Source organism: Streptomyces sp. NPDC050211 (genome assembly GCF_040656035.1).
In the GTDB taxonomy this organism is placed as follows: domain Bacteria; phylum Actinomycetota; class Actinomycetes; order Streptomycetales; family Streptomycetaceae; genus Streptomyces.
Genome location: NZ_JBFALC010000002.1, coordinates 117111 through 137659 on the forward strand (window position 1 = coordinate 117111; position 20549 = coordinate 137659).

Sequence of the window (20549 nt, forward strand, 5' to 3'; positions counted from 1 at the left end):
GAAGAACCTCACCCGTGCGATACGGCCACCCCGCGCCCGGCGAGTTCGTCCACGACGGTGTCGTACAGCCCTCTCCTCCTGTGTAGTCCTCCCGGCATCGTGAGCCGCTCCAGGGTCGGCAGTTCGAGCAGGATCTCGAAGTTCTCCGGGCCGGAGACGGTGTTGAAGCTGAGGTGGGTGAGGGAGGGGAGGGTGGTCAGGGCGCTCAAGTCGTAAAGCGCGTTCATGGAGTTGAGGTGGAGCGTGCGGATGCCGTCATGGCCGGTGAGGGGTGACAGGTCCTTCCAGTCCAGGAAGGCGAGGGAGAGCGCGCCGGGCGTGCCGACGGGGAGTTCCTCGACATGGACGCACCGGTGGACCGTCAGCTCGCGCAGGTCGGGGCACTGCTCAAGGGCACGAAGGGACGTCAGTCCATCCACTCCGTACAGTGCCACCTCGACCAGCGGGGTCCCGGCCACGGGGTCGATGCTTTCCAACGTGCCGCTGATCACTACGAGTTTCCTCAGCGAGGGGAGATTGCCGAGGCCTCCCAGGTCGATCATGGACCGGCAGCTGAACTCCACCTCCCGTAGGGCGGGCAGGCCGGTGAGGCTGCCCGGTGTCCGCAGGTTCTCACATACGCCGACCGTCAACGTGGTCAACTGGCCATGCTCTCCCAGTGTTTCGAGGTCGGTCAGTCCCGGGCAGTGCCATATGTCCAGCCGCCGCAGTCCCGGGACGGCGTCGAACAGTGAGAGATCCCGGAGCTGCTCAAGTCCGTGCAGTTTCAGGTGGCTGAGCGACGGAAGGCAGCTCAGCTCGGCGTAGTCCTCCAGCGCGGGGCAGAGGGTGACAAGGAACGTCGTCAGGGTGCGCAGCGTTCCGACGCCGCGCACGGACATCAGCCGCTCGCATTGCTTGATCTTCAGCTCGGTCAGGCCGGCCAGCGGCGACAGCCCGACCAGGTCGCGCAGTTCGGGGCACTTCGCGACGGTGAGCTGGGTCAGCCGGGGGTGAGCGCCGAGGCCGTTCAGGGTGCTGAGGCGGGGGCAGTTGTCGAGGACCAGGTCGGTCAGCGCGGTCAGGGCGTCGATGCCGGTCAGGCCGCGCAGCTGGGCGCAGTCCCGCAGATCCAGGTGGGTGAGGGCGGGGAGATCCCGTACGCCTGCCAGGTCGCGGATGCGCGTATGACCCAGGTCGAGACGGGTGAGCCGCCGCAGCCCGGACAGCTGCCGTGCCTCCTTGAAGGCACGGCACGCGCGCAGCGACAGGCTCTCCAGCACGGGGAACGCCGGGCCGAGACCGTCGTCGGCGGACAGCCTGGACACCTTGGTCACGCTCAGGTCCAGCTCACGCAGCCGTCCGAGCGTCAGCAGCGGCACGAAGTCCGTCACGCCCCGGCACCGGTGCAGATTGAGCCGGACCAGCTCGGTGAGCCGGCCGAGCGGCGTCAGATCCTCGATGCCCGAGCAGCCGTTCAGATCGAGCTCGGTCAGCCCGCTCAGCGCGCCGACCTCGGTGAGGTCCGTGATCTCCTTGCACCGGAAGAGGTGGAGCGTACGCAGCATGGTCAGATGCCGCAGGCCCAGCAGCGAACCGCGCCGCTGCAACCGCAGTTCGGTCCGTCCTTCGCGGCGGAACGCGGGCGCGAGCAGGGCGGCACAGAACGCGTCGGGATCGGCGGCCCCCTCCCACAGCCGCAGCAGCATCTCGGAGGACAGGTCCGCCGTAGGGGCGTACCGCACGGCCAGTTCGAGTGCCTCCCCGTCGTCGACGACGAGGACGAGTTCTCGTACCGCCTTACGCGCCTGAACCGGCGTGGCCGTGTCCACGCCCGCGCGTAACTCGTCCAGCCGACCTGCGGTGTTCCCGTTGCCTGAAGTCATGAAAGAACGCTAACGGACGGGTCTGACAACGCCGTTCCGAGCAAGGCGACTTGATGCCGTACGACGTTCGCGCGGCGGAGGAGAAACTTTTCGGCACGATCATGTGCGGACGGGGAAGGTGCACCGGCATGAGCTTCACGAATATGCCACCATTCATACCGGGCCTTGAACTCTCCCGTCGCTTCTACACAGATGCCGTACGCCCTCTCCTCGAGGAAGCCGCCCCCGGAATCCCGCACTCCGCGGCCCGGATCGGAAGCGGATCGGAAGTCCTCGGCTTCGACACCCCCCGCTCGGCGGACCACGAATGGGGCCCACGTCTGCAGCTCTTCCTCCGCAGAAGCGACGTCTCCCGGCACGGCGGCCGGATCAGACACGTACTGTCCGAACACCTTCCGAAGACCTTCGCGGGCTACCCCACCCACTTCGCCCCCACCGGAGACGGCGACACCCGCGTCATGCGGGACACCGACGGGCCCGTCCACCACCGCATCGAGGTCACCCACCGCGCCGCCTGGTTCACCGACGAACTCGGCTTCGACCCGTGGCAGGGCGTCACCCCCACCGACTGGCTGGCCACACCCACCCAGCTCCTCGCCGAGGTCACCGGCGGCGCCGTGTTCCACGACGGCCTGCATGAACTCGGCCCCTTACGCCACACCCTCCGTTGGTACCCGCACGACGTCTGGCTCCACGTCCTGGCCTGCCAATGGCAGCGCGTCTCCCAGGAAGAGGCCTTCGTCGGCCGCTGCGGCGAGGTCGGCGACGAACTCGGTTCCGCCGTCGTCGCCGCCCGCCTCGTCCGTGACCTGATGCGGCTGTGCCTCCTCATGGACCGCCGCTACCCGCCGTACGCCAAATGGCTCGGCAGCGCCTTCGCCCGCACCCACGCGGCCCCCCGCCTCACCCCCGTCCTGACCGCCGCCCTCGCGGCCACGGACTGGCACACCCGCGAACACCACCTCGCGCAGGCCTACGAGATCGTCGCCGGCATCCACAACCAGCTGGACCTCACCGACCGCATGGACCCGACCACCCGCCCGTACCACTCCCGCCCCTTCCAGGTCCTGCACGCCGAACGCTTCGCCCGCGCCCTGAGCGCCCGCATCACCGACCCCACCCTCCGGGACCTGCCGGCCGTCGGCTCTGCGGACCAGTTCATGGACAGCACGGACGTCCTGACACGACCGGAACTGACGCGGGCGGTGAGCGACGTGATGAGGAAGCCGCGGTGAGCGGTGAAGGGTGAGGGGTTATCAGCCAGGGCCCTGGAAGGGGCCGATGTAGCCGGTTTGGGCGTGTCTCGTGCCCCGGATGGCAGCTCTGCGCCCCGGATGGCAGCTCCGAAGAGCGCCGTGGGACATATCGGATTAGCCTCCGATACGAGCGCAAAGTGGATCTTTTGATGGTGCGCTCTACTCACGAAGGAGGAGACATGCGCAAGCTTCAGAAGGCCGCTGTTGCGGCCGCCATGATTGGGACGTTCAGCTGCATAGCCACCGGCACCGCGACCGCCCAGAGCGCACCCGTCATGTACGGCGGCGGAGGAGGCTGCAAGTCTCACGACTTGAACCTCGCCCTTCTGAGCCAGATCGGCGTCCTCCCCGGCCTCCTGGGCAACGCCATCAACGGCGAAGGCAACGCGGGCGGGATGCACCAGCACGTCGGCTCCAGCTGCGGCCACGGCCACTAGCGGAGATCCGAAACTGGTAGCGCTCACCGCAACGGGTCTCGGCACCCGGGCCACAAGCCCGGGGCCGGGGCCCTGCTTCTGTCTCCGGCTGAACAGGAGAGAAGGACGGCACGTGAGAAGGGAGATGAAGCCCTCACTCTCCGCGCCGCCCCGATTACCCACGTCCGGTCCGTCGGTCATGCCCCGCCCGCCCGGTGGTCCGCCGCGTCTCGGCTGGCTGGACGCGCTGCGCGGCATCGCGGCGCTGGTCGTGGTGTTCGACCACTCCTCGTACTCCTTCATGGCGGAGTTCCGACGGGAGTTGATGCCGGAGTTCAACACCAGCCGCTACGGCATCCTGGTGTTCTTCCTGGTGAGCGGCTACATCATCCCCGCATCGCTGGAACGCCGAGGCTGCGTACGCACGTTCTGGATCAGCCGCGTCTTCCGCATCTACCCGCTGTGGGCGGCCGTCGTCACCGGCGCACTGGCGGCCGGGGCGCTGGGCGTGGCGGAGATCCGGGACTTCGGCGGACAGAGCGTCGCGTCGGTGGCCGCGGCCCATCTCACCTTGCTCCAGGAACTGTTGGGCACACCCAATCTCCTGCTCGTCCTCTGGACACTCTCGTACGAGATGGCCTTCTACCTCCTGGTCGTCGCCCTCTTCACAGTCCGCCTGCACCGGCGTTCCGTCACGGTCGCCGTCACTCTGGCGGCACTGGCAGCCCTGACCGTGGCGGCGGGCTTCGCACTGCCAGCCCCGGCCCTGTCCGACGCACTGGGCACTGGCCCGCTGATCACGCTCGCCTCGGCCGTGATGGTGATGGCCATCGGCTGCGCGAGCACCGCATCGCCCGCGCTACGCCTCTTCGGAGGCGTACTGGGCGGAGCCCTCGCCCTGCTCCTGGTCGCCTTCAACGGCACGGTCCCGGTGTGGGAAGGCCTGGTGATCCTCGCCGTGATGTTCCTCGGTACGGCGGTGTACCGGGCCGACACCGGCCAGACCAGTTGGTCGTACGTGGCGTGCGCGGCCGTCGTGGTGATGGCCTGCGCGGTCGGAAGTGCGTACGGCGACGGGGGCGAGGTTGGGGGCGAGGGCGGGGCCAACTTCACACCCCGCGGCTGGATCCTGGCCTTCACCCTGGCCGCCTTCACCTTCGCCGTCGGACTGGCGCTACGCCGAAGACAGTTCCCCCGCCTCCTGACGGGACTCGGCACCATCAGCTACTCGCTCTACCTCGTCCACCCGCTGCTGCTGGCGGTGAGCGACGCCACGATCGGACGCCGACCGCACGACGACCTCGTACTCGAAGTAGCCTTCTACATCGCCCTGTTACCGCTGTGCGTACTGACGCACCGCTATATCGAAGCACCGGCCCAGAGATGGGGCCGAAGACTGACCCGACCTCCCCTGCCGCCCCTCACCCCCCACCGCCGCCCTGCGACCTCACGATGCACATCGCCCAGTGGTCGAGCCCGCGGAACCATCGTCCACAGCCCGGCGTCCTGCCTGGTACTCATGATCGGCTGGGGGGTGCGCTATGGAGTCCGACGCGCCGTTGTGGATCGTCATCGTGGTTACAACAGTGATTTCAGCCGGTGTGACGGTGGTCCTTGGGGCCATCCTCGTGTCTGCGATCGCCGCAGTTGCCCTTGCGGTGGGTTGGGCACGGCGGAGGCTCGGACGCTAGTCCGCCGTCACGAAGTCAGCTCCGTCAAGGGTCCCTGCTGGCCCGCCAGATACCGGAATTGAGGGCCCCAGGGGCGCCCGGAGCGGGGTCGCACGCGGCTTCGGCGGGCCCTCGGACATGCTCCGGGCGTGGTGCGCGGCCCCTTTCGAGCCATCCACAGGGACTGAGCGACTTGGCATAGGACATCTCAACCGGCCACTCCGGCGCTCAACTTCTCGCTCGACGCCTCGCTTCACAACGGTGTGGTGCCAGTGTGCACGGCTCGCCCGACCCGGGATGGGCAGGAACCACCGACCGACCCTTGCCCCATCGTCGAGCGGGCGTGCGCAGCATCCGTAGGCTCCGGGCATGAGACTCTTCCGGCCGCGGGGCCACAGCCAGGCCAGACAGGTGGCGAGATCGCCCTTGGCGCAAGCCATGGCCCTGTACCGGGCTGGGCGCTATGCCGAGGCGGAGGCCGAGGCTCACGCCGTTGCCGCGGCCCGGGCCCGGCCGCGTGACGACCCGTACAGACCGCTGGCGCTGAGTATCGCCGCGCACGCGACAGGCGCCCAGGGGCGCCACGCCGAGGCCCTCGCCGCATACGACGCACTGCTGCCGGTCTTCCGCAGGATCTTCGGCGCCGAACACCCAGGGACCCTCAAACTGCGCTCGGATCGAGCCCAGGCGCTGACCGCGCTCGCCCGGCACGCCGAATGCGAGGCGGAGTGCGCGGCCGTCGCCGAGGCCGCGGCCCGCGGCGCAGGGCCGGAGATGCCGCACATAGTGGCGGCCGCCCGCAATGGACTGATCTTCGCCCTCAACGCGCAGGGCCGACACCCGGAGGCCGAGACGCTCGCCCGCGAGGCCCTCGCCGCCCACGACGTACCGGACCGGTTCACCCTGGTCCTGCGGCTCGGCCTGGCCCGCAGTCTCAACGGCCAGGCCCGACACGAGGCGGCTCTCGCCGAGGCGGAGTCCGCCGACGAGCTGCGCCGCAGCCTGCCCGAGGAGGAGTGCCGCTCGGAGACCGGCGCCGTCGAACTGGCCCTGGCCACCGCCCTCCTGGGGCTGGGCCGCGGCAGCGAGGCACGCGCCCGCGTCACAGCCGCCCACGACGCATGCCTCGCCTCCTTCGGCCCGGACCATCGCCGTACCGCCGAGGCGCGGGCGCTGCTCGACCGCGTCGACGGTGCTTGACCGAGCGCGGCGGACTCTCTGCAGGCGCACGCAGTCGGGGATGGTGACGCTCAGACAGAGCAGGGACGTTTCCCTGCCCTGTTCGGTTCAACCGGTCTTCGGGACCTGCGTGACGTCCCGTGCGACGGCCACGAAGTTCGCGGTGACGGGTGAGACGCCGTGGCGCGGGACCGCCAGGGCGAGTTCGGTCGGTGCTGTGGTGGGGACCAGCTGGGCGAATACCGCGCCCAGGCCGGTCAGGGCCCCGACCGAGCCCGGGACGATGCTGACGCCGCAGCCGGCCGCCACCAGGCCGACGATCGTCTGCATCTGTATCGCCTCCTGCACCACCCTCGGCTCGAAGCCGCCCGAGTGCCGGCAGAGGGTGGTGATCTGGTCGTAGAGGCCCACACCCAGGTGCCGGGGAAAGCGTACGAAAGGCTCGTCGGCCAGCGAGCGGATATGCAGGCGCTGACGGTCGGCCAGCCTGTGGTCGCTGGGCAGCACGACGAGCAGCGGTTCACGGGAGACCGGAAGGAGAGCGAAGTCCGCGTCGGCGGGTGAGGGGAGCGGGGGACGGACGAAGCCGACGTCGAGCGCGTGTGCGCGCAGCCGCTCGATCTGGGTGGCCGTGGGGAGCTCGCTGAAGCGTACGACCACGTCCGGGTGGCGAGTGCGGTAGGCGCGCAGTACGGCGGGCAACGGGTGCAGCGCGGCGGACCCGACCATGCCGACGGAGAGCTCGCCGATGTCGCCGCGCCCGGCGGAACGCGCGCGGGTCTCCGCCCGCGCCGCCAGAGCCAGCGCGCCGCGCGCGTCGGCGACGAAGTGCTCCCCGGCCGGGGTCAGCCGCACGTGGCGGGTGCCCCGGTCGAACAGCGAGACGCCCAGCTCGCGCTCCAGCGCCTTGATGGCCTGGCTCAACGGCGGCTGTGCGATGCCCAGTTCGGCGGCTGCGCGGCCGAAGTGGAGGTGGTCGGCGACGGCTACGGCTGCCCGTAAATGTCTCAGTTCCACATGGCCCACGATATGCACCGCGTATGACTGGCGGTCAATTGTGCTATGGATCCGCAAGAAAACGTCCGTACCCGACAACCTGGCGGAACAGTGCCGTCTGCAGTGTAGTCAGGAAAGAGCGAGGGACGTTATGCGTGCGGAGCACAGGGATGGGGTCTCGTCGGCGCCGAGTCGTCGACGTGTGCTGAAGCTTGCCGGTGCGGCGGCGGCAGGCAGTACGGGAGTCGCAGCGGCTGGTGGGACGGCTGGTGCGGCCGAGATACGGGCCGCCGCTCACCCCGTACGACCCTCTGGCGGCGTGCGGCGCGTGGTGCTGTTCCACATCGACAGCCTGCACCACGAGGCATCCCGGCACCTCGGCCTGGAGAATGTCCAGCGTCTGGCCGAGCGGGGCACCCAGGTGAAGGAGTCCCTGGTCATCTCGCCCTGGCATCCCACCGTCAGCGGCTATCTGCCGCTCTCCACCACGTCCTTCCCGAACCCGACCACCTTCGCGGGCTCGCTGTTCCTCCGCCCCTCGCATGAGCAGCGCTATCTCCAGCACGGCTTCGGGGGATTCACGGCGCACATCGCCAACAGCGAGGCGTACCGCTCCCTCAACCCCGGCTTCGACTTCACCCGCCTGAGCGGCGACGACAGCGATGAGGACAACGTACGGCTCGGCCTGCGTCTGCTGCGCGAGCACGACGACCTCACCTTCATGCGGCTGCTGCTCCAGGACACCAACACGGCCAGCCAGGAGGTCGCCAATGCCCCGGCCGGCGAGCCCTGGGCGCGTGACATCTACGCCAAGGGATCTCCGTACCCCGCGGTGGTCCGCCGAGCAGACGCCCTGCTCGGTACGTTCCTTGACGGCCTGGAGCGGATCGGCATGACGCACGACACGCTGCTCGTCCTGCTCTCCGACGGCCAGTCACGGTTCGGCTGGCACCCCGTCCAGGCTGAGGATTCCTGGCGCACCCCGCTCATCTTCGCGGGCCCCGGGGTGGCGAAGGGCAGGAGCATCCCGTATGCCGAGAACATCGACATCGCCCCCACCGTGGCGGCTCTCGCGCAGGTCCCCTCGCCCAGCGACGACGGCGGCTCCGGGCGCGCGCTGGACGAGATACGGCCGGACGACCGCCCCGGGGACGCCGGGCCCCGCGCGCCCGGGGCGCCCCGTCGCGTCGAGCGGATCAACCGGCAGATCGCCGAGTACCTCCGCCTGGAGGGCTGGCTGCGCGCCCACGCCCGCGACTACCCCTACCTGGACGTGCGCCTGATGCGCGCCAGCAACAGCTCGCTTTCCGACGCGCAGTTCTGGGGCCTCGACCGGATCGACGAGTGGCCCCAGGCCGAGTCGATCGACCAGATGATCGAGGACAACGACTCCGTACTCGACACCCTGCGCCAGGCCCTCCACGACTCCGGCGCCCCCGCGCTGCCCTGAGTTGTTGTTGCTGTACCGAACCTGAGGTCGGCCGTCGGTGACGGCCAGGCAGCCCTCGATCGCCTTCTGGCCCAACTTGCCGATCCCTCGGGATCCTAGGAAGCGAGGACCTGCGCTGCTTGGCCGGACCCGGGTCCACGGCCGCGCCATCCGCGCTTGGTAACTCGACCTGGACACGGGATCGTGATGCAGAGCTACACGGCACGCGTGTGTTTGTCCCAGGTGCGATGTCGCCGGGAGGGGTGGGCGACGACCGATGAGTTTCTGCGTGATCTGCGGTCAGAGTTCACGGTTGGTGCGCGGCACCGCGAGTATGGGCGAAGCGTGTGCCAACCGAACCCGCTGAGAACCGGACAAGAGACACCGAGGAACCCTGATGCGTACTTTGATCAGCACCGCTTTCATCTCGCTCGACGGCGTCATGGAGGCCCCCGGCGGCGAGCCCGGCTACCGCAACTCGGGGTGGACCTTCAAGGACATCGAGTTCCTCCCCGAGGCATACGAGCTCAAAGGCCGGGAGCAGAAGGAAGCCACCGCGATGCTGCTGGGCCGGACCAGCTACGAGGCGTTCAGCTCGGTGTGGCCCGGCATGGAGGACTTCCCCGACTACAACGTGATGCCGAAGTACGTCGTCTCCACCACCCTCACCGAGGACGACCTGGTGTCGAACTGGGGCGACACCACGATCCTGCGCTCGCTCGACGAAGTCGCCGCACTGAAGGAGACCGAAGGCGGCCCGATCATCGTCCACGGCAGCGCCACCCTGAACCAGGCCCTTTCGGACGCCGGCCTGATCGACCGCTACCACCTGCTCGTCTTCCCGCTCCTGCTCGGCGCGGGCAAGCGGCTCTTCAGTGCCACGGACAAGGACACCCAGAAACTGAAGCTCGTCGAGCACGAGGTCTACGCCAACGGTCTGCAGAAGAACGTCTTCGACGTCGTCCGCTGACAAGGCTCCCGCCCTCGCCTGCCATCGTCTCCCGAGGGCTCGCTATGGTGTGCCGATGGCGTCGATCAAGCAGTTCCAGGTCACCTTCGACTGCGCAGAACCTGAGCTCGTCGCTCGTTTTTGGTGCGAGGTGTTGGGGTACGTCGTACCGCCGCCACCGTCAGGGTTCGCCACGTGGGACGACTACAACCGTTCCCTGCCGCCTGAGGATCAGGGTGCCTGGTTCGCCTGCAGTGATCCCTCGGGCGTGGGCCCGCGCCTGTACTTTCAGCGCGTTCCCGAAGGCAAGGTCGTCAAGAACCGCGTCCATCTCGACGTGCGGGTCGGCACCGGCCTTGTGGGCGAAGAGCGCCTCGCCGTGCTCGAAGCCGAGTGCGCCCGACTGGTCGCGCTCGGCGCGGTACGCGTGCAACTGCTGCTCGCTGACGAAGACAACGAGTCCTGCATCGCGATGCAGGACGTCGAGGGCAACGAGTTCTGTCTCGACTGAGGGCTGCGACATCCCAACTCTCCGGCGCCGCGCTGCATGGGTTCTTCCTTCTTCGGGCATCCCAAGCGGGATGAGCCGGAGGAGGGGGGCGTCCCGGAATGGACGGGGAGACGGTCATCGCGGCGTGTGCCGTCGCCATCGCCGTGGCATCGTTCGCCGTCTCGGTCTACGAGGTACGCGCGACGCGGCAGCACAACCGCCACTCGGTGCGGCCCATACTCCAGTTGCAACGCAGGATGTCCAAGGGACAGAAAGCCGGGATCAGGCTCATCAACGCCGGTCTCGGCCCGGCCGTCGTCCTCAGCACCTCCCTGACGGTGGACGGCGAAGTGGTCGGCGTCTGGAACAAGGCCGGCGCGGACCGTGCACGTGAAGGCCTCGTCGCCTGGCCCTACGCCGTGACGTTCACCGAGTCCCAGACCATCGCCACCGACTACGAGGAGTTCTTGCTGAGCGTGGACCCGTACGAGCCCCACGCTCACGCCGAGTTCATAGACCTCATAACTCGTCGCCTCCACCTGGAGATCCGTTACGAGTCCCTGTACGGCGGAGAGAACTTCCACGTGACCTTGCGTCCCCGCACGGAGGGTTGACGGACCGGCGACTGTGAGACGTAAAGGGACCCAATGATGTTGCCAAGCGGTGCTGTCTCAGCGCTGGATGGTGACGATCATCTGTGGCAACACTCGGCCGGCGATGGAGCCCGAGGGAACGTTTCCTACGCGGACTGCGCCCATCGCGCGGTAGAAAGGCTCGGCATTCGGGTCCGCGTCGATCGTGAGCTGGGTGAACCCCAAGTCTCGTCCAGCTGCGACGGTGTGCTCGAACAGCAGGCGGCCGATCCCCTGGCCAATGGCCTGCGGCTCGACGAACATCATGCCCAGAACTCCTGTGGGTGGCTCTCCCACAAGATTCGTAAAGCCCAGAATGTGACCGTCTCTGTCGGCCACCGTGGTTCGCCGGCGTACGACCTCGTTCGCAGCAACGGTGAGTTCTTCTCGACACGCTTCCAGGAACTCGGCGTCATAGCCCCAATGCGCCTTGGACCGCAGCGCCAAGTCGGTGAGCACCTCGGCTTCCGTTGCCCGTGCGGGCCTGATCAGCACGTCCATCTACGTCCCCCGCTCAGGTGTAGGTCTTGGGATTTTCTCCCCCTGCAAGCGTGCGGGAACAGTACGCGATGGCCTCTGGCTGGACAGGACGAGCGTTCAGGAGGCCACGGCTGGAGGTCCGACTTGGTGGCACCGTCGGTTGCGAGGATCGCCGGTCAGGGCGTCACACCCCGAGGAAGCTCACCGTCTCTGTCATGTCCGCCCGCCCGGTGCGCAGCCGTGGCACGCCTTCCTTCTCGAACCCCACCGAGACACCGCAGAACAGCACGAGCCCGTCATCGGCTCCGACCATCTGGCTGACAGTCTTGCGGTACATCGTCCACATCACCTGGGGGCAGCTGTGCAACCCTTCCGCCCTCAGCAACAGCATGACCGTCTGCAAATACATCCCCGCGTCCCCCCACTGCCCGGGCCCCATCGTCCGGTCGAGGTAGCAGAACAGCACGACCGGCGCCCCGAACGCCTCCGAGTTCAAGGCGGCGATCTTCATGGGCCGGTCGGGGTCGTCGCGCTCGATCCCCAGCGCTCTGTACCGCTGGGCAGCCGCCGCGGAAAAACGGTCCACGTACGGCGAGCTCAGTCCTGCCGGGTACATCGGATACTCCCGCTCATCACCCGGGTCGCCCGCCAGCGCCCTGGCCGTCGCGCGTCTCTTCAGCTCGGCCAAGGGCTCGCCGCTCACGACATACACATGCCACGGCTGGAGGTTCCCACTCGACGGAGCCCGCGTCGCCGCGGCCAGCACTCGTTCGAGGACATCCCTGGGCACCGGCTCATCGCTGAACGCCCGCACAGCCCTGCGACTGTCCACGGCTTCATACACATCCACGTCATCTCGTCCTCTCACTCCAAGGCAGGCAGCGACACGGGCCAATACCCTGATCACCGACATCACTATCGGGGAGAGTCATGACAAGTAGGTTCACCGAGTTGGCCGTTGACTGCCACGATCCGGAGAGACTCGCGGCCTTCTGGTGCGAGGTCCTGGACTTCAAGGTGATCGACCGGAGCGAAGGCAAGGTCGAGATCGGCTCCTGGGTGCCGACCGTCGAGGATGTCCGGGCCCGCCAGATGCCGCCCACCCTGGTGTTCATCCAGGTGCCCGAGGGCAAGACCGTGAAGAACCGGCTTCACCTCGACGTCAGCCCGATCGACGGCAGCACCGAGAACGAGGTGGCCAGATTGCTCGGCCTCGGCGCCACCAAGACGGATGTGGGCCAGGGCTCGGACCGAAACTGGGTGGTCATGGCCGACCCCGAGGGCAACGAGTTCTGCGTCCTGCGCACCCTGGCCGCGCAGAACTAGGCCATCACTGGGGCGTACCCGGCGACGAAGTCGCGCATCACCGCGGCGCATTCGGGTGCGTGGGTCTCCAGCAGCATGTGGCCGGCGTCGTAGACATGCATCTCCAGTCGGTCCAGCACCCGGGCATAACCCATGATCTCGGCCAGGTCGAAGTACGGGTCGTGGCGGCCCCAGAGGAGCAGGCATGGAGGCTGGTGGGTTCGGTGGTAGTCGGCCAGTTCACCGAAGCGGCCTACGTGGTTGCCGTAGTCGTAGAAGAGTTGGAACTGTGCCTCGATGTTGCCGGGCCGCGAGAGCCGCGCCCAGTCCAGGTGCCACGACTCGGGCGGCGCGAGTTCGCGCAGCCGGTCCGGCAGTCCGCCCACGTACTCGTCGCGGACGCCTTCGAAGTTCAGCCACTCGGGCAACCGGGCACGGTTGGCCTCCGTGGGGTCGGCCCAGTAGGCCTTGGCGGTGTCCCATTGGCTCCCGAGGCCGTCGTCGTGGGCGTTGCCGTTCTGCACGATGAGTCCGAGGACGCGGTCGGGACGGCGGGTGGCGAGGTGGTAGCCGACGGGGGCGCCGAAGTCGTGCAGGTAGACGAAGAACTCGCCCACGCCGATCCGCTCCAGAAACGCCTCGACGGTGTCGGCCAGGTTGGTAAAGGTGTACGCGTACTCATCGGTGCCGGGCGCGGCGGAGAAGCCGAAGCCCGGCAGGTCGGGGGCGACGACCCGGCTCACCTCGGCCAGCGGTGAGAGCACCTGCCGGAAGAGGTGCGAGGAACTCGGGAAGCCGTGCAGTAGCAGCACGCATGGCCTGTCCGCCGCCCCGGCCTCGCGGTAGAAGATCTCGAGGCCGCCCACGTCGAGGCTGCGGTGGCGTGGCTTTTGGATCACATCCATCCGGGGGTCTCCTTGGCCGGTTTGCGTAGCGACGATGCCGGGAGCCCCGTTCTGGAACCCTGGCGAATTCCCGGAGCCCACGGTGCATGTCCAGCCTACGAGTGCCCCGTCGACCTCGATGATCACCGACTCGCGCCCCACGCAATGTGACGGCATGGCTGGCTTCGGCAATCTTCGACGGCCCCGGCGGACGGCTTGGGCTGGCCCCACATCTCGGAGGGTTCGGCTGTCGGCGTCGGGTAGTGACGGAGCACGGACCAAGCGAAGGCCGTTTCCGCGTGCGGTACTTCCCTCCGGGAACCATGGAATTCCAGGGCCATCCGACCAGTGGTCTGAAAGGCAAGCTCAACGCTGTGGCCGACGGAGCGGGCTGCGTCCGGGACCCCTCCCGCAGCCGCGAGAGAGAATCCATACCCGTAATCGCCTTGCTGAAAGGGCTTGGTGCGTCAAGCCCGTGAGCGAGGCGAGACACCGGGAGGCTTCAATGATCATTATCGCCTGGAGCGGCTTGGGTTTGTTGACGTTCCCGATCCTCGTGATCGGGATAGTCATCGGCAGCCTCATGGGACCCAACTGGGGGCCATTGATCGGCGGATCCGCCGCGTGCCTGGTGCTCTGGTTCTGGGGACGCAACCTCAACAGGTACGGCCGCGATCACACCATGTGGGCCGTTCCGATGCACTGGTGGGGCGCGTCCCTCCTGGTCTTCGGCTGGGCTACGGCCCTCTTCGCTGTGTTGTATCCCGACTAGGGCCTGTGTGATGTCGTAATCAATCGGTTCCTCGGCGTGCAGCAGGACCCGCACCTGCTGTCCGATCAGGTGCACCGGCGAGTAGCGGTTGTTACCGCTACGGCGGGCTGCGCTCCGAGCAACTGCAGGCCCGGATGCCGGCGGACGGTGACGAGTCGAACATCACAGATGTTGAGCAGTTCTGCGAGCGGGCTCGGGAGCTGTTCCGAGCGATCGTCCATCACGCACCCTCAACGTGAGGTCGGAAAAGCCTCACTCAACTCAAGAGGTATGGGCCCTGGATCCCAGAATATGGGTGAAAAGTGATAAAGATTGTCGAAGAGTTCGAGATCGAGTTAGGGTGCCGCATTGAGGCATGGAGAAACGAAGACGAGGCCGTAACCCGATTCGCGATAATCCGATTCCGACTCCGTCGACCTGATCAGGGAAGTGCCCTCCTCGAAGTTCCTTGCAGTGTATGCGGCATGACCGTCCGTATGCGTGTCCACAGTCACAGTCGCACCCTTAGGGCGCGGAGGCGGTACCTGATACTGGGTGTGTTGCAGCTGCTGCTGACGGTGGGACTCTTTTGGAGTTTTTCGCTACCTGTCTTTGAAGGTCGCTCATGGTTGGCTTTCCTGCTCGGATTCGTTGCATTCTGTGGGCTCCCGTACGCTCTTGCCTCTTTTCTCGAGTGGCGGAGCAATCAGGGCTTCATCTTCAGGGTGTGGGACAACCCCGGCTACCACAAAGTATTCAAAGTGGTTTTCGAGGGCGAGTGAAGATCCACCGCCTTAAGGTGCTGGTCACGGAGTGGATCTCGCCCTGTGCTGCGACTTGGGCGTCGTTGGATATCTCTCGGTCCGGACTATTGATCGCGTCATGGGAGGCTGGACATTCATGCGCGTGGGCTGGGTGAGAACCCATCGGATGCATCGACCGGTCGGCCAAAAGCCCAGATCCGTTCGAACTCCATCTGAAAGTGCTGGTACCACTCGCCGTCACGGTCCGGGAGCAGCGTGAAAACGGCGTCTCCTGTTGCGGAGCTGTGCGAGTAGATGTCGACGTGGATGCGACCGCTCGGCTGAAGCGGGTCCAACAGCACCAGGCCGAAGGCAGGGACGAACGGCAGAAAGCGCACGTCGACCCGGCCTTCCACCCCACGAGTCTCCATCAGCTCCCGAAGCAGGTCGATCGACGGTCGCAACCTGTTCTCGAAGACGCTCGGCCGGTCGCGCATGGTGCTGCGACGAGCTGCTTCAGCCGGGGCAGAAGTCGCTGGATCGATCAGCGCCACCTTGATCGTCGCACCGGCGCCCGCGCGGCGCTGTAGTTCGTCGACCGTGTTCCGCAAGGTGCGCGACAAGGTCACGCCGACGATTCTGATGTCCTGCGCATTGCGTAGCTGCTCAATGATGTCGGGCTTGTCACGGGAGAGGAATTCCTCTGCGGAAACCTCTCCTGCGAGACGGGAGCGCATCTGTGCGGCCAGCTCTGCCACCTGCCTGCGGCTACCCAGCAGACCTCCGGCAAGCAATGCGAGCGTCGCCAATGTCGCGGCGGCCAGGACCTTGCCGCTGGCCATGTCGAGAGCCCCCAGGACCGCAAGGGCCAAGGAGAGCAGGGCGGTTGAGTAGATCTCAAGGTTCTCGCCGTGGGACAAGTCCTGACGCACTCGTCGCAGGAAGCGCATGGCGGTCATGGTGTGCATCTGGCGGCAGATCGTCAATGCTCTTGCGGAACATAGGCCTTCACGGCGCATCGTGGGGGCGTGCCTTGAACGCCTCGTTGGATGCTCTGGCCGCACAGGACACGAGGCGGGTCGCGACACACCCGACACCGTTACGATCACCCAGGCCCTCGTCACGGAGTCCATCCGCGGGGTTTTCCCGACGACTTCGATACGACTGTGGAGCGGTGTGTGTCGGCCCACGCGGACCACTGGGGTAACACACCGTTGGGGCTGGACTCGGCCTCCCTGTGGGCGAGTTCCCTTGCCGTTCCGGTTCCGGCCGATCGCGTACGGCACGAGCGCCAGTTCGACTTCGAGAGCCGGGACGGCAAGTTGATGACGTTGTTCGCCTGCTCGTAGATCCCCGGGCCGTACGCGCACCCGGAGGATCCTCGGCTGGAACCCACCCGGCGCACCGCCGAGCAGGTCATCAACGAGTTTCAGGCGGGCTGACTGCGCGGGCGGTCTCGAAGGAGGCTCCGGTACTCCTGGATGGTCCGCTCCTCGACGTCGCCGACCTGCCGGAGTCGCCGTCACATTGCGCCCGTCTACTGAACTGGACACCCCAGCTCAGGCTTCGCACGGTTCGGAGAGCACGTCACCACCGCGAGCGACAGATACGAGGGGCGTTCGAGATAGAAGCCGAGCGATACGTCATCCCCCGCGTCGAGCCTCTCGGCAGCGGAGTCGACCAGCCGTGCCAGGAGGGTGACGTCGCGATCCCTCTCCGAGGCGAACCGAGGCGCGTACTCGGCCAGTTGCTCCCCGAGCCAGGCCGCCGCTTCCTTGGCCTGGTCCCACGTGCCACGAACCAGGTCACGCGGCTTGACGAGCCAGTACGCCGTTTCCAGAGGCGGAAGATCCGTGGTCCGGAACTCCGCCGCCACCTCCCGGTACCGCTGGATCAGCTCAGGCCTGCTTCCGGCCGGGGGCGGCTCCGGGTGTGGGGGCCGTCGTAGGGCTTCGTCGTCGAAGCGCTCCTTCGGGCCGGTCCAGAGGTAGCCGTGATGGTGCACCGCTCGTACCCCTTCGGTGTGGAAGGTCGAAAGAGTCTCGAAGGCCCAAGGGGGACCAGCCGGCCCCGATCCGACGACAGAGTCAGCCGGGGCCGGCCGAAGAGGGAAGGATCAGACGGACAGACCGAACCGCGCCGGGTCGATCCCGGCCGCCGTCAATTCCACCGTGGTGAACCGCAAGGGCTCCGTGTCCGGCCGCTTGCTGTCCCCCAACGCCCAGGCGTTGTCACCGATCCGGGCTAGGGTCACGCAGCCTTCCGTACAGGGGCCTCCGCAGGCCTTCACGAAGGAAGCTCCGTTGATGTCGAGCCCGTACAGGTTGGTTCCGTCCAGCATTTCTGCACCTTTCTGGTCAGCTGTCGCGGTCGTGGGTGACCGCCGCCGCCCTTGGTGGGCGGGAGTTCGTTGTCGTTGACGCGGAGCGCGGTGAGCATGGCGAACTCGGCGTCGTGACGAGGGAGCGGCCGGTACGAGTCTTTGGGCGGGTCCTCTGAGTGGCGAATGTCAGTCGAGTGCCCAGTGGCTGGCCGCAGGAGGTGTCAGGCGTCGACCGTCTGCTCGGACAGCCGAGACTGCCCTGTCTCGATCAGGGCGACGATCGCTCGCGGCGCGCAGAGGTCGCCCTCGTAGCGGGGTGGAACGACCCAGTACGAGCCGGGCGGCTGCTGTCGGCTGAGGCACGGCACGCCCAAGTAGGTGCCCTGACCGAGGCACGTGGCGACGTCCTCGTACGCCCAGACCAGACCGGCGTGAGCCTGGATCAGGGCGTAGTACGTCCCACCCAGGACCCGACGGTCGTAGATGATCGAGCCTCCCAGTAACTCGCCCAGGCGTACGGCCACTTCATCGCGATCAGCCGAGCCGACCGCGGAGTGGACCACGTCGGATGCCATGCGCACGGCGGCAAATCGCTCGCCGAGCGGCAGCAGCGCCACGGACTGCGTCGCCCATTCCATCCGCGCCTGCTCCGGTGCCGGGTGGGCAAGAAGGAGCCACTCGGCAATCGCCCTGTCCAAGGCCTCTTGCGTGTACACATCTGACCCCTGTCGTTCTCGTGCGATCAGGTACGGCACACAGAGTCCACGAGCGGCAGGTGCGATTCGAGGACTTTGACAGGCCTCCAATAGGCCTTCATTAGGGCCTTGTTGAGCCCTTGAGGGTGACAGTGGGCTCTGGAGAGGACTTACTGTGGGACGGTTGGAACAGCCGTCACCAGGAGGTGCTCTCCGTGCCGCGCCCCGCAGGCAATGTCCGGCTCAAGGCTGCTCGGGTGGCAGCCGGCTTCAACTCTCAACAAGACCTGGCCGACGCCCTGACCAAGTGCGCCAAGGACATGGGCATTCGAGGCCTGTCCGTCGGAGTACGGCAGGTGCGCCGCTGGGAGTCCGACAGTCCCCCTTGGCCACAGCCGGACTGCCAGCGGGTACTCGTACACCTGCTGGGGCAGAGCATGGAGTCGCTCGGCTTCACGCCCCCTTGGGGCTCGGAGGCCGCGAAGCCCGCCCAAACGCGTCGAGCACCGGTAGCGGGCAGCGCTGCCGCTCTCAGCCTTGCGGTGGTCCCGGGCCGAGCCGTAGCGGCGTCACATCCGGCCACAATCGGTTCGGACTTCGAGGCTGTGACGCGTTCTCACCGTCGGCTCTACTGGTCCGTTGCTCCGGACAAGCTGCACCCCGCCGTCATCGCGCACGCGACGCTCGGCTGTGCCCTCCTCCCGGAGACGGGGGACTCGACGCGCCGCACGCTCGCAGCCGCACTCGCCGAGACGTATCTCCTCGCGGGCCGGATCGAGTTCTTCGATCTCCGCGAGCCGAGCAGTGCGAACGCCACTCTCCTCCTGGCCCTTCAATCGGCAGGCGAGGCCGACGATCCGCTGGTCGGTTCCGCGATCCTCGCTCACATGGCGTTCATTCCGGGCTGGCTCGGCGACCATGACGCGGCGCTGGAGCGCATGACGGCGGCTCGGACCTACGCGCGCCGGTCACCTGCCTCCGCCCAGTTCCTTGCGTGGCTCGATGCTGTGGAAGCCGAATGCGAGACCCGATGCGGCAACACCCGTACGGCACTGCACTTGATCGGCCACGCCGAAGACGTCCTGGCGGCAGGGAACGACCATCCGTCGCCCGAGTGGCTGGACTGGTTCTCTCCGGCCCGGCTGGCTGCGTTCAAGGGAAACACCCAACTGATCGCGGGGCACCTGCCACAAGCCCGCGACACTCTCCTCGGTGCTCTGGACACCATGTCGCCAACCGAGGACAAACAGCGTTCGGTCATCTACGGCGATCTGGCCGCCGTCGAAGTGGCATCCGGGAATCCGGAGGAGGCGTGCCGATACGCGGGACAAGCCCTCGATCAACTGGCCATCACTTGGTACGCCACCGGCATGGACCGCGTACGCGAGGTTCGCCGGGCACTCGCCGCACACCAGCACGAGCGTTGTGTCCGCGACCTCGACGACCGCCTGTACGACTGGTCGACCACCGTCAGCGCGTTGAGCCGTTGAACTCCCGGATTCGACCAGGCAGTTCCAGCAGGCTGTCGATACGGAACGTCGGCAGCTCCATGGCCTCGACGCTGTTCCACTGAATCGTGGCCCAGGGCCCTCGATGCACGAGGGCTGTGTGCATCTCGGCCTGCACGGCGGGTCGGATGTCGTTGTCGCACCGATCGCCGACGTACAGGATCTCGCCGGCCTCGAAGGGCAGGGCCTCGGCGACTCGCTTGAAGAACTTGGGGTCGGGTTTGCTTGCGCCCCAGTCGTCGGACGTCCCGATCAAGTCGACGTCGCCGGAGAAGAGCTGCCGCAGGATCCGACCGGCTCGCACGGTCTGGTTGCCTGCGATGCCGAGCCACAGCCCATCAGCTCGGAGCGCATCGAGGGCCGGTCGGACATCCGCGTACAGATCGTCTTCCCCGAACGTCTCCGGCTGCCCGGCTTCGGCCCGCTTCTCGCGCTCGTCATACAGGTCGAAGCCCGGACGGAACTCCTGGAACGTCTCTCGGTAGTCCCGCCCCTGGGCGATGACGGCCCCGAACATCGCGTGAAAAGTGTGCCGCGGTACGCCTAGCCAGTCGGCCCATGTCCCGTACTCACGAGTCTCGTCCACGAGGCACTCGCCGACGTCGAAGACCACTGCGCGAATCATGGGGGCAGGGTATCGAGGTCGTCCCTGTCGCTCCGACTTCGGGTCTGAGGCGGAAGTGAGTCTCGGTCGGATGTGGTGAGGAAGGAAGGCTGAGGGCTGCACATCTCCGCGCTATCGGCCACGCGAAGATCATCCGCGAGTGGTTAGGGTGCGCTTCATCGAGCCGACCAGCTGGAGACGGATGATGGAGCAGGACGAGGCCCTGCAACTTGCGATGACGTTCCTCGCGCGCAGCCAGCGCGATGACGAGCCACCCCTTGCCATCGACGCAGAGCGAGTCCGCGAGAGCAACAGGCTCCTGATCGTGCCGCAGACCTGAACGCACAGGCCGGTGCCTGGAGGCTGCGCCGGAC

22 protein-coding genes and 1 pseudogene are annotated in these 20549 nt (G+C 67.2%); 13 read left to right on the forward strand and 10 right to left on the reverse strand.

Annotation, left to right across the window (positions count from 1 at the left end; translation table 11 throughout):
* Window positions 1-8 precede the first annotated feature (8 nt).
* Window positions 9-1865 (reverse strand): hypothetical protein, encoded by a 1857-nt coding sequence (locus AB0I98_RS02445; protein ID WP_362934064.1) that lies wholly within the window; start codon window positions 1863-1865, stop codon window positions 9-11.
* 128 nt (window positions 1866-1993) lie between these two features.
* On the opposite strand from AB0I98_RS02445, the gene AB0I98_RS02450 reads away from it, so the two are divergent.
* From AB0I98_RS02450 to AB0I98_RS02465, 4 genes are all read left to right on the forward strand, one after another.
* Window positions 1994-3100: a DUF4037 domain-containing protein gene (locus AB0I98_RS02450; RefSeq protein WP_362934067.1), complete on the forward strand. Its 1107-nt coding sequence runs from the start codon at window positions 1994-1996 to the stop codon at window positions 3098-3100.
* 200 nt (window positions 3101-3300) lie between these two features.
* Entirely contained in the window at window positions 3301-3558 is a 258-nt protein-coding gene (locus AB0I98_RS02455; protein WP_362934070.1) for a hypothetical protein, read from the forward strand.
* Window positions 3559-3736: 178 nt separating this feature from the next.
* The gene (locus AB0I98_RS02460; RefSeq protein ID WP_362934073.1) at window positions 3737-5290 is read left to right on the forward strand and encodes an acyltransferase; all 1554 of its coding nucleotides are present in this window, start codon (window positions 3737-3739) and stop codon (window positions 5288-5290) included.
* A 286-nt stretch (window positions 5291-5576) separates the two neighbouring features.
* Window positions 5577-6407: a tetratricopeptide repeat protein gene (locus tag AB0I98_RS02465; RefSeq protein WP_362934076.1), complete on the forward strand. Its 831-nt coding sequence runs from the start codon at window positions 5577-5579 to the stop codon at window positions 6405-6407.
* Window positions 6408-6494: 87 nt separating this feature from the next.
* Here AB0I98_RS02465 and AB0I98_RS02470 read toward each other — a convergent pair whose 3' ends face one another.
* Window positions 6495-7403, reverse strand: coding sequence for a LysR family transcriptional regulator (locus AB0I98_RS02470; protein WP_362934079.1), 909 nt, complete (start codon window positions 7401-7403; stop codon window positions 6495-6497).
* 298 nt (window positions 7404-7701) lie between these two features.
* Between AB0I98_RS02470 and AB0I98_RS02475 the strand changes: the two genes are divergently transcribed.
* The 4 genes from AB0I98_RS02475 to AB0I98_RS02490 all read left to right on the forward strand — a co-directional run bounded on the left by AB0I98_RS02475 (window position 7702) and on the right by AB0I98_RS02490 (window position 10864).
* A complete protein-coding gene (locus AB0I98_RS02475; RefSeq protein ID WP_362934082.1) occupies window positions 7702-8832 on the forward strand; it encodes a sulfatase-like hydrolase/transferase in 1131 nt (376 codons plus the stop codon).
* A 376-nt stretch (window positions 8833-9208) separates the two neighbouring features.
* Complete coding sequence (locus AB0I98_RS02480; protein WP_362934085.1) at window positions 9209-9781, forward strand: dihydrofolate reductase family protein; 573 nt, start codon at window positions 9209-9211, stop codon at window positions 9779-9781.
* A 55-nt stretch (window positions 9782-9836) separates the two neighbouring features.
* Complete coding sequence (locus AB0I98_RS02485) at window positions 9837-10271, forward strand: VOC family protein (RefSeq protein ID WP_362934088.1); 435 nt, start codon at window positions 9837-9839, stop codon at window positions 10269-10271.
* Window positions 10272-10369: 98 nt separating this feature from the next.
* Window positions 10370-10864: a hypothetical protein gene (locus tag AB0I98_RS02490; protein ID WP_362934091.1), complete on the forward strand. Its 495-nt coding sequence runs from the start codon at window positions 10370-10372 to the stop codon at window positions 10862-10864.
* A gap of 57 nt (window positions 10865-10921) precedes the next feature.
* Here the strand turns inward: AB0I98_RS02490 and AB0I98_RS02495 are convergent, their stop codons facing one another.
* Both AB0I98_RS02495 and AB0I98_RS02500 read right to left on the reverse strand, forming a co-directional pair.
* Window positions 10922-11383 (reverse strand): GNAT family N-acetyltransferase, encoded by a 462-nt coding sequence (locus tag AB0I98_RS02495; RefSeq protein ID WP_362934094.1) that lies wholly within the window; start codon window positions 11381-11383, stop codon window positions 10922-10924.
* A gap of 163 nt (window positions 11384-11546) precedes the next feature.
* Entirely contained in the window at window positions 11547-12212 is a 666-nt protein-coding gene (locus AB0I98_RS02500) for a nitroreductase (RefSeq protein WP_362934828.1), read from the reverse strand.
* 80 nt (window positions 12213-12292) lie between these two features.
* On the opposite strand from AB0I98_RS02500, the gene AB0I98_RS02505 reads away from it, so the two are divergent.
* Window positions 12293-12688: a VOC family protein gene (locus AB0I98_RS02505; protein WP_362934097.1), complete on the forward strand. Its 396-nt coding sequence runs from the start codon at window positions 12293-12295 to the stop codon at window positions 12686-12688.
* On the opposite strand, the gene AB0I98_RS02510 is transcribed toward AB0I98_RS02505, so the two are convergent.
* A complete protein-coding gene (locus AB0I98_RS02510) occupies window positions 12685-13572 on the reverse strand; it encodes an alpha/beta hydrolase (protein WP_362934100.1) in 888 nt (295 codons plus the stop codon). The genes AB0I98_RS02505 and AB0I98_RS02510 overlap by 4 nt on opposite strands.
* 484 nt (window positions 13573-14056) lie before the next feature.
* On the opposite strand from AB0I98_RS02510, the gene AB0I98_RS02515 reads away from it, so the two are divergent.
* Window positions 14057-14323 (forward strand): hypothetical protein, encoded by a 267-nt coding sequence (locus tag AB0I98_RS02515; RefSeq protein ID WP_362934103.1) that lies wholly within the window; start codon window positions 14057-14059, stop codon window positions 14321-14323.
* A gap of 877 nt (window positions 14324-15200) precedes the next feature.
* On the opposite strand, the gene AB0I98_RS02520 is transcribed toward AB0I98_RS02515, so the two are convergent.
* A complete protein-coding gene (locus AB0I98_RS02520; protein ID WP_362934106.1) occupies window positions 15201-16004 on the reverse strand; it encodes a hypothetical protein in 804 nt (267 codons plus the stop codon).
* A 71-nt stretch (window positions 16005-16075) separates the two neighbouring features.
* Between AB0I98_RS02520 and AB0I98_RS02525 the strand changes: the two are divergent.
* A pseudogene (locus AB0I98_RS02525) lies at window positions 16076-16487 on the forward strand (hypothetical protein); the annotation flags it as partial.
* A gap of 95 nt (window positions 16488-16582) precedes the next feature.
* Here AB0I98_RS02525 and AB0I98_RS02530 read toward each other — a convergent pair.
* The 3 genes from AB0I98_RS02530 to AB0I98_RS02540 all read right to left on the reverse strand — a co-directional run bounded on the left by AB0I98_RS02530 (window position 16583) and on the right by AB0I98_RS02540 (window position 18066).
* Window positions 16583-17050 (reverse strand): hypothetical protein, encoded by a 468-nt coding sequence (locus AB0I98_RS02530; protein ID WP_362934109.1) that lies wholly within the window; start codon window positions 17048-17050, stop codon window positions 16583-16585.
* 111 nt (window positions 17051-17161) lie between these two features.
* A complete protein-coding gene (locus tag AB0I98_RS02535) occupies window positions 17162-17386 on the reverse strand; it encodes a DUF397 domain-containing protein (protein WP_362934112.1) in 225 nt (74 codons plus the stop codon).
* Window positions 17387-17589: 203 nt separating this feature from the next.
* Window positions 17590-18066, reverse strand: coding sequence for a hypothetical protein (locus AB0I98_RS02540; protein WP_362934115.1), 477 nt, complete (start codon window positions 18064-18066; stop codon window positions 17590-17592).
* Between the two features lie 212 nt (window positions 18067-18278).
* Here AB0I98_RS02540 and AB0I98_RS02545 point away from each other — a divergent pair, with 212 nt between their 5' ends.
* Window positions 18279-19553, forward strand: a complete 1275-nt coding sequence (locus tag AB0I98_RS02545; protein WP_362934118.1) for a transcriptional regulator — start codon at window positions 18279-18281, stop codon at window positions 19551-19553.
* Here the strand turns inward: AB0I98_RS02545 and AB0I98_RS02550 are convergent.
* Window positions 19534-20196 (reverse strand): HAD family hydrolase, encoded by a 663-nt coding sequence (locus AB0I98_RS02550; RefSeq protein WP_362934121.1) that lies wholly within the window; start codon window positions 20194-20196, stop codon window positions 19534-19536. The two genes, AB0I98_RS02545 and AB0I98_RS02550, sit on opposite strands and share 20 nt — an antisense overlap.
* Window positions 20197-20344: 148 nt before the next feature.
* Here AB0I98_RS02550 and AB0I98_RS02555 point away from each other — a divergent pair, with 148 nt between their 5' ends.
* Window positions 20345-20515 (forward strand): hypothetical protein, encoded by a 171-nt coding sequence (locus AB0I98_RS02555; RefSeq protein WP_362934124.1) that lies wholly within the window; start codon window positions 20345-20347, stop codon window positions 20513-20515.
* Window positions 20516-20549 lie beyond the last annotated feature (34 nt).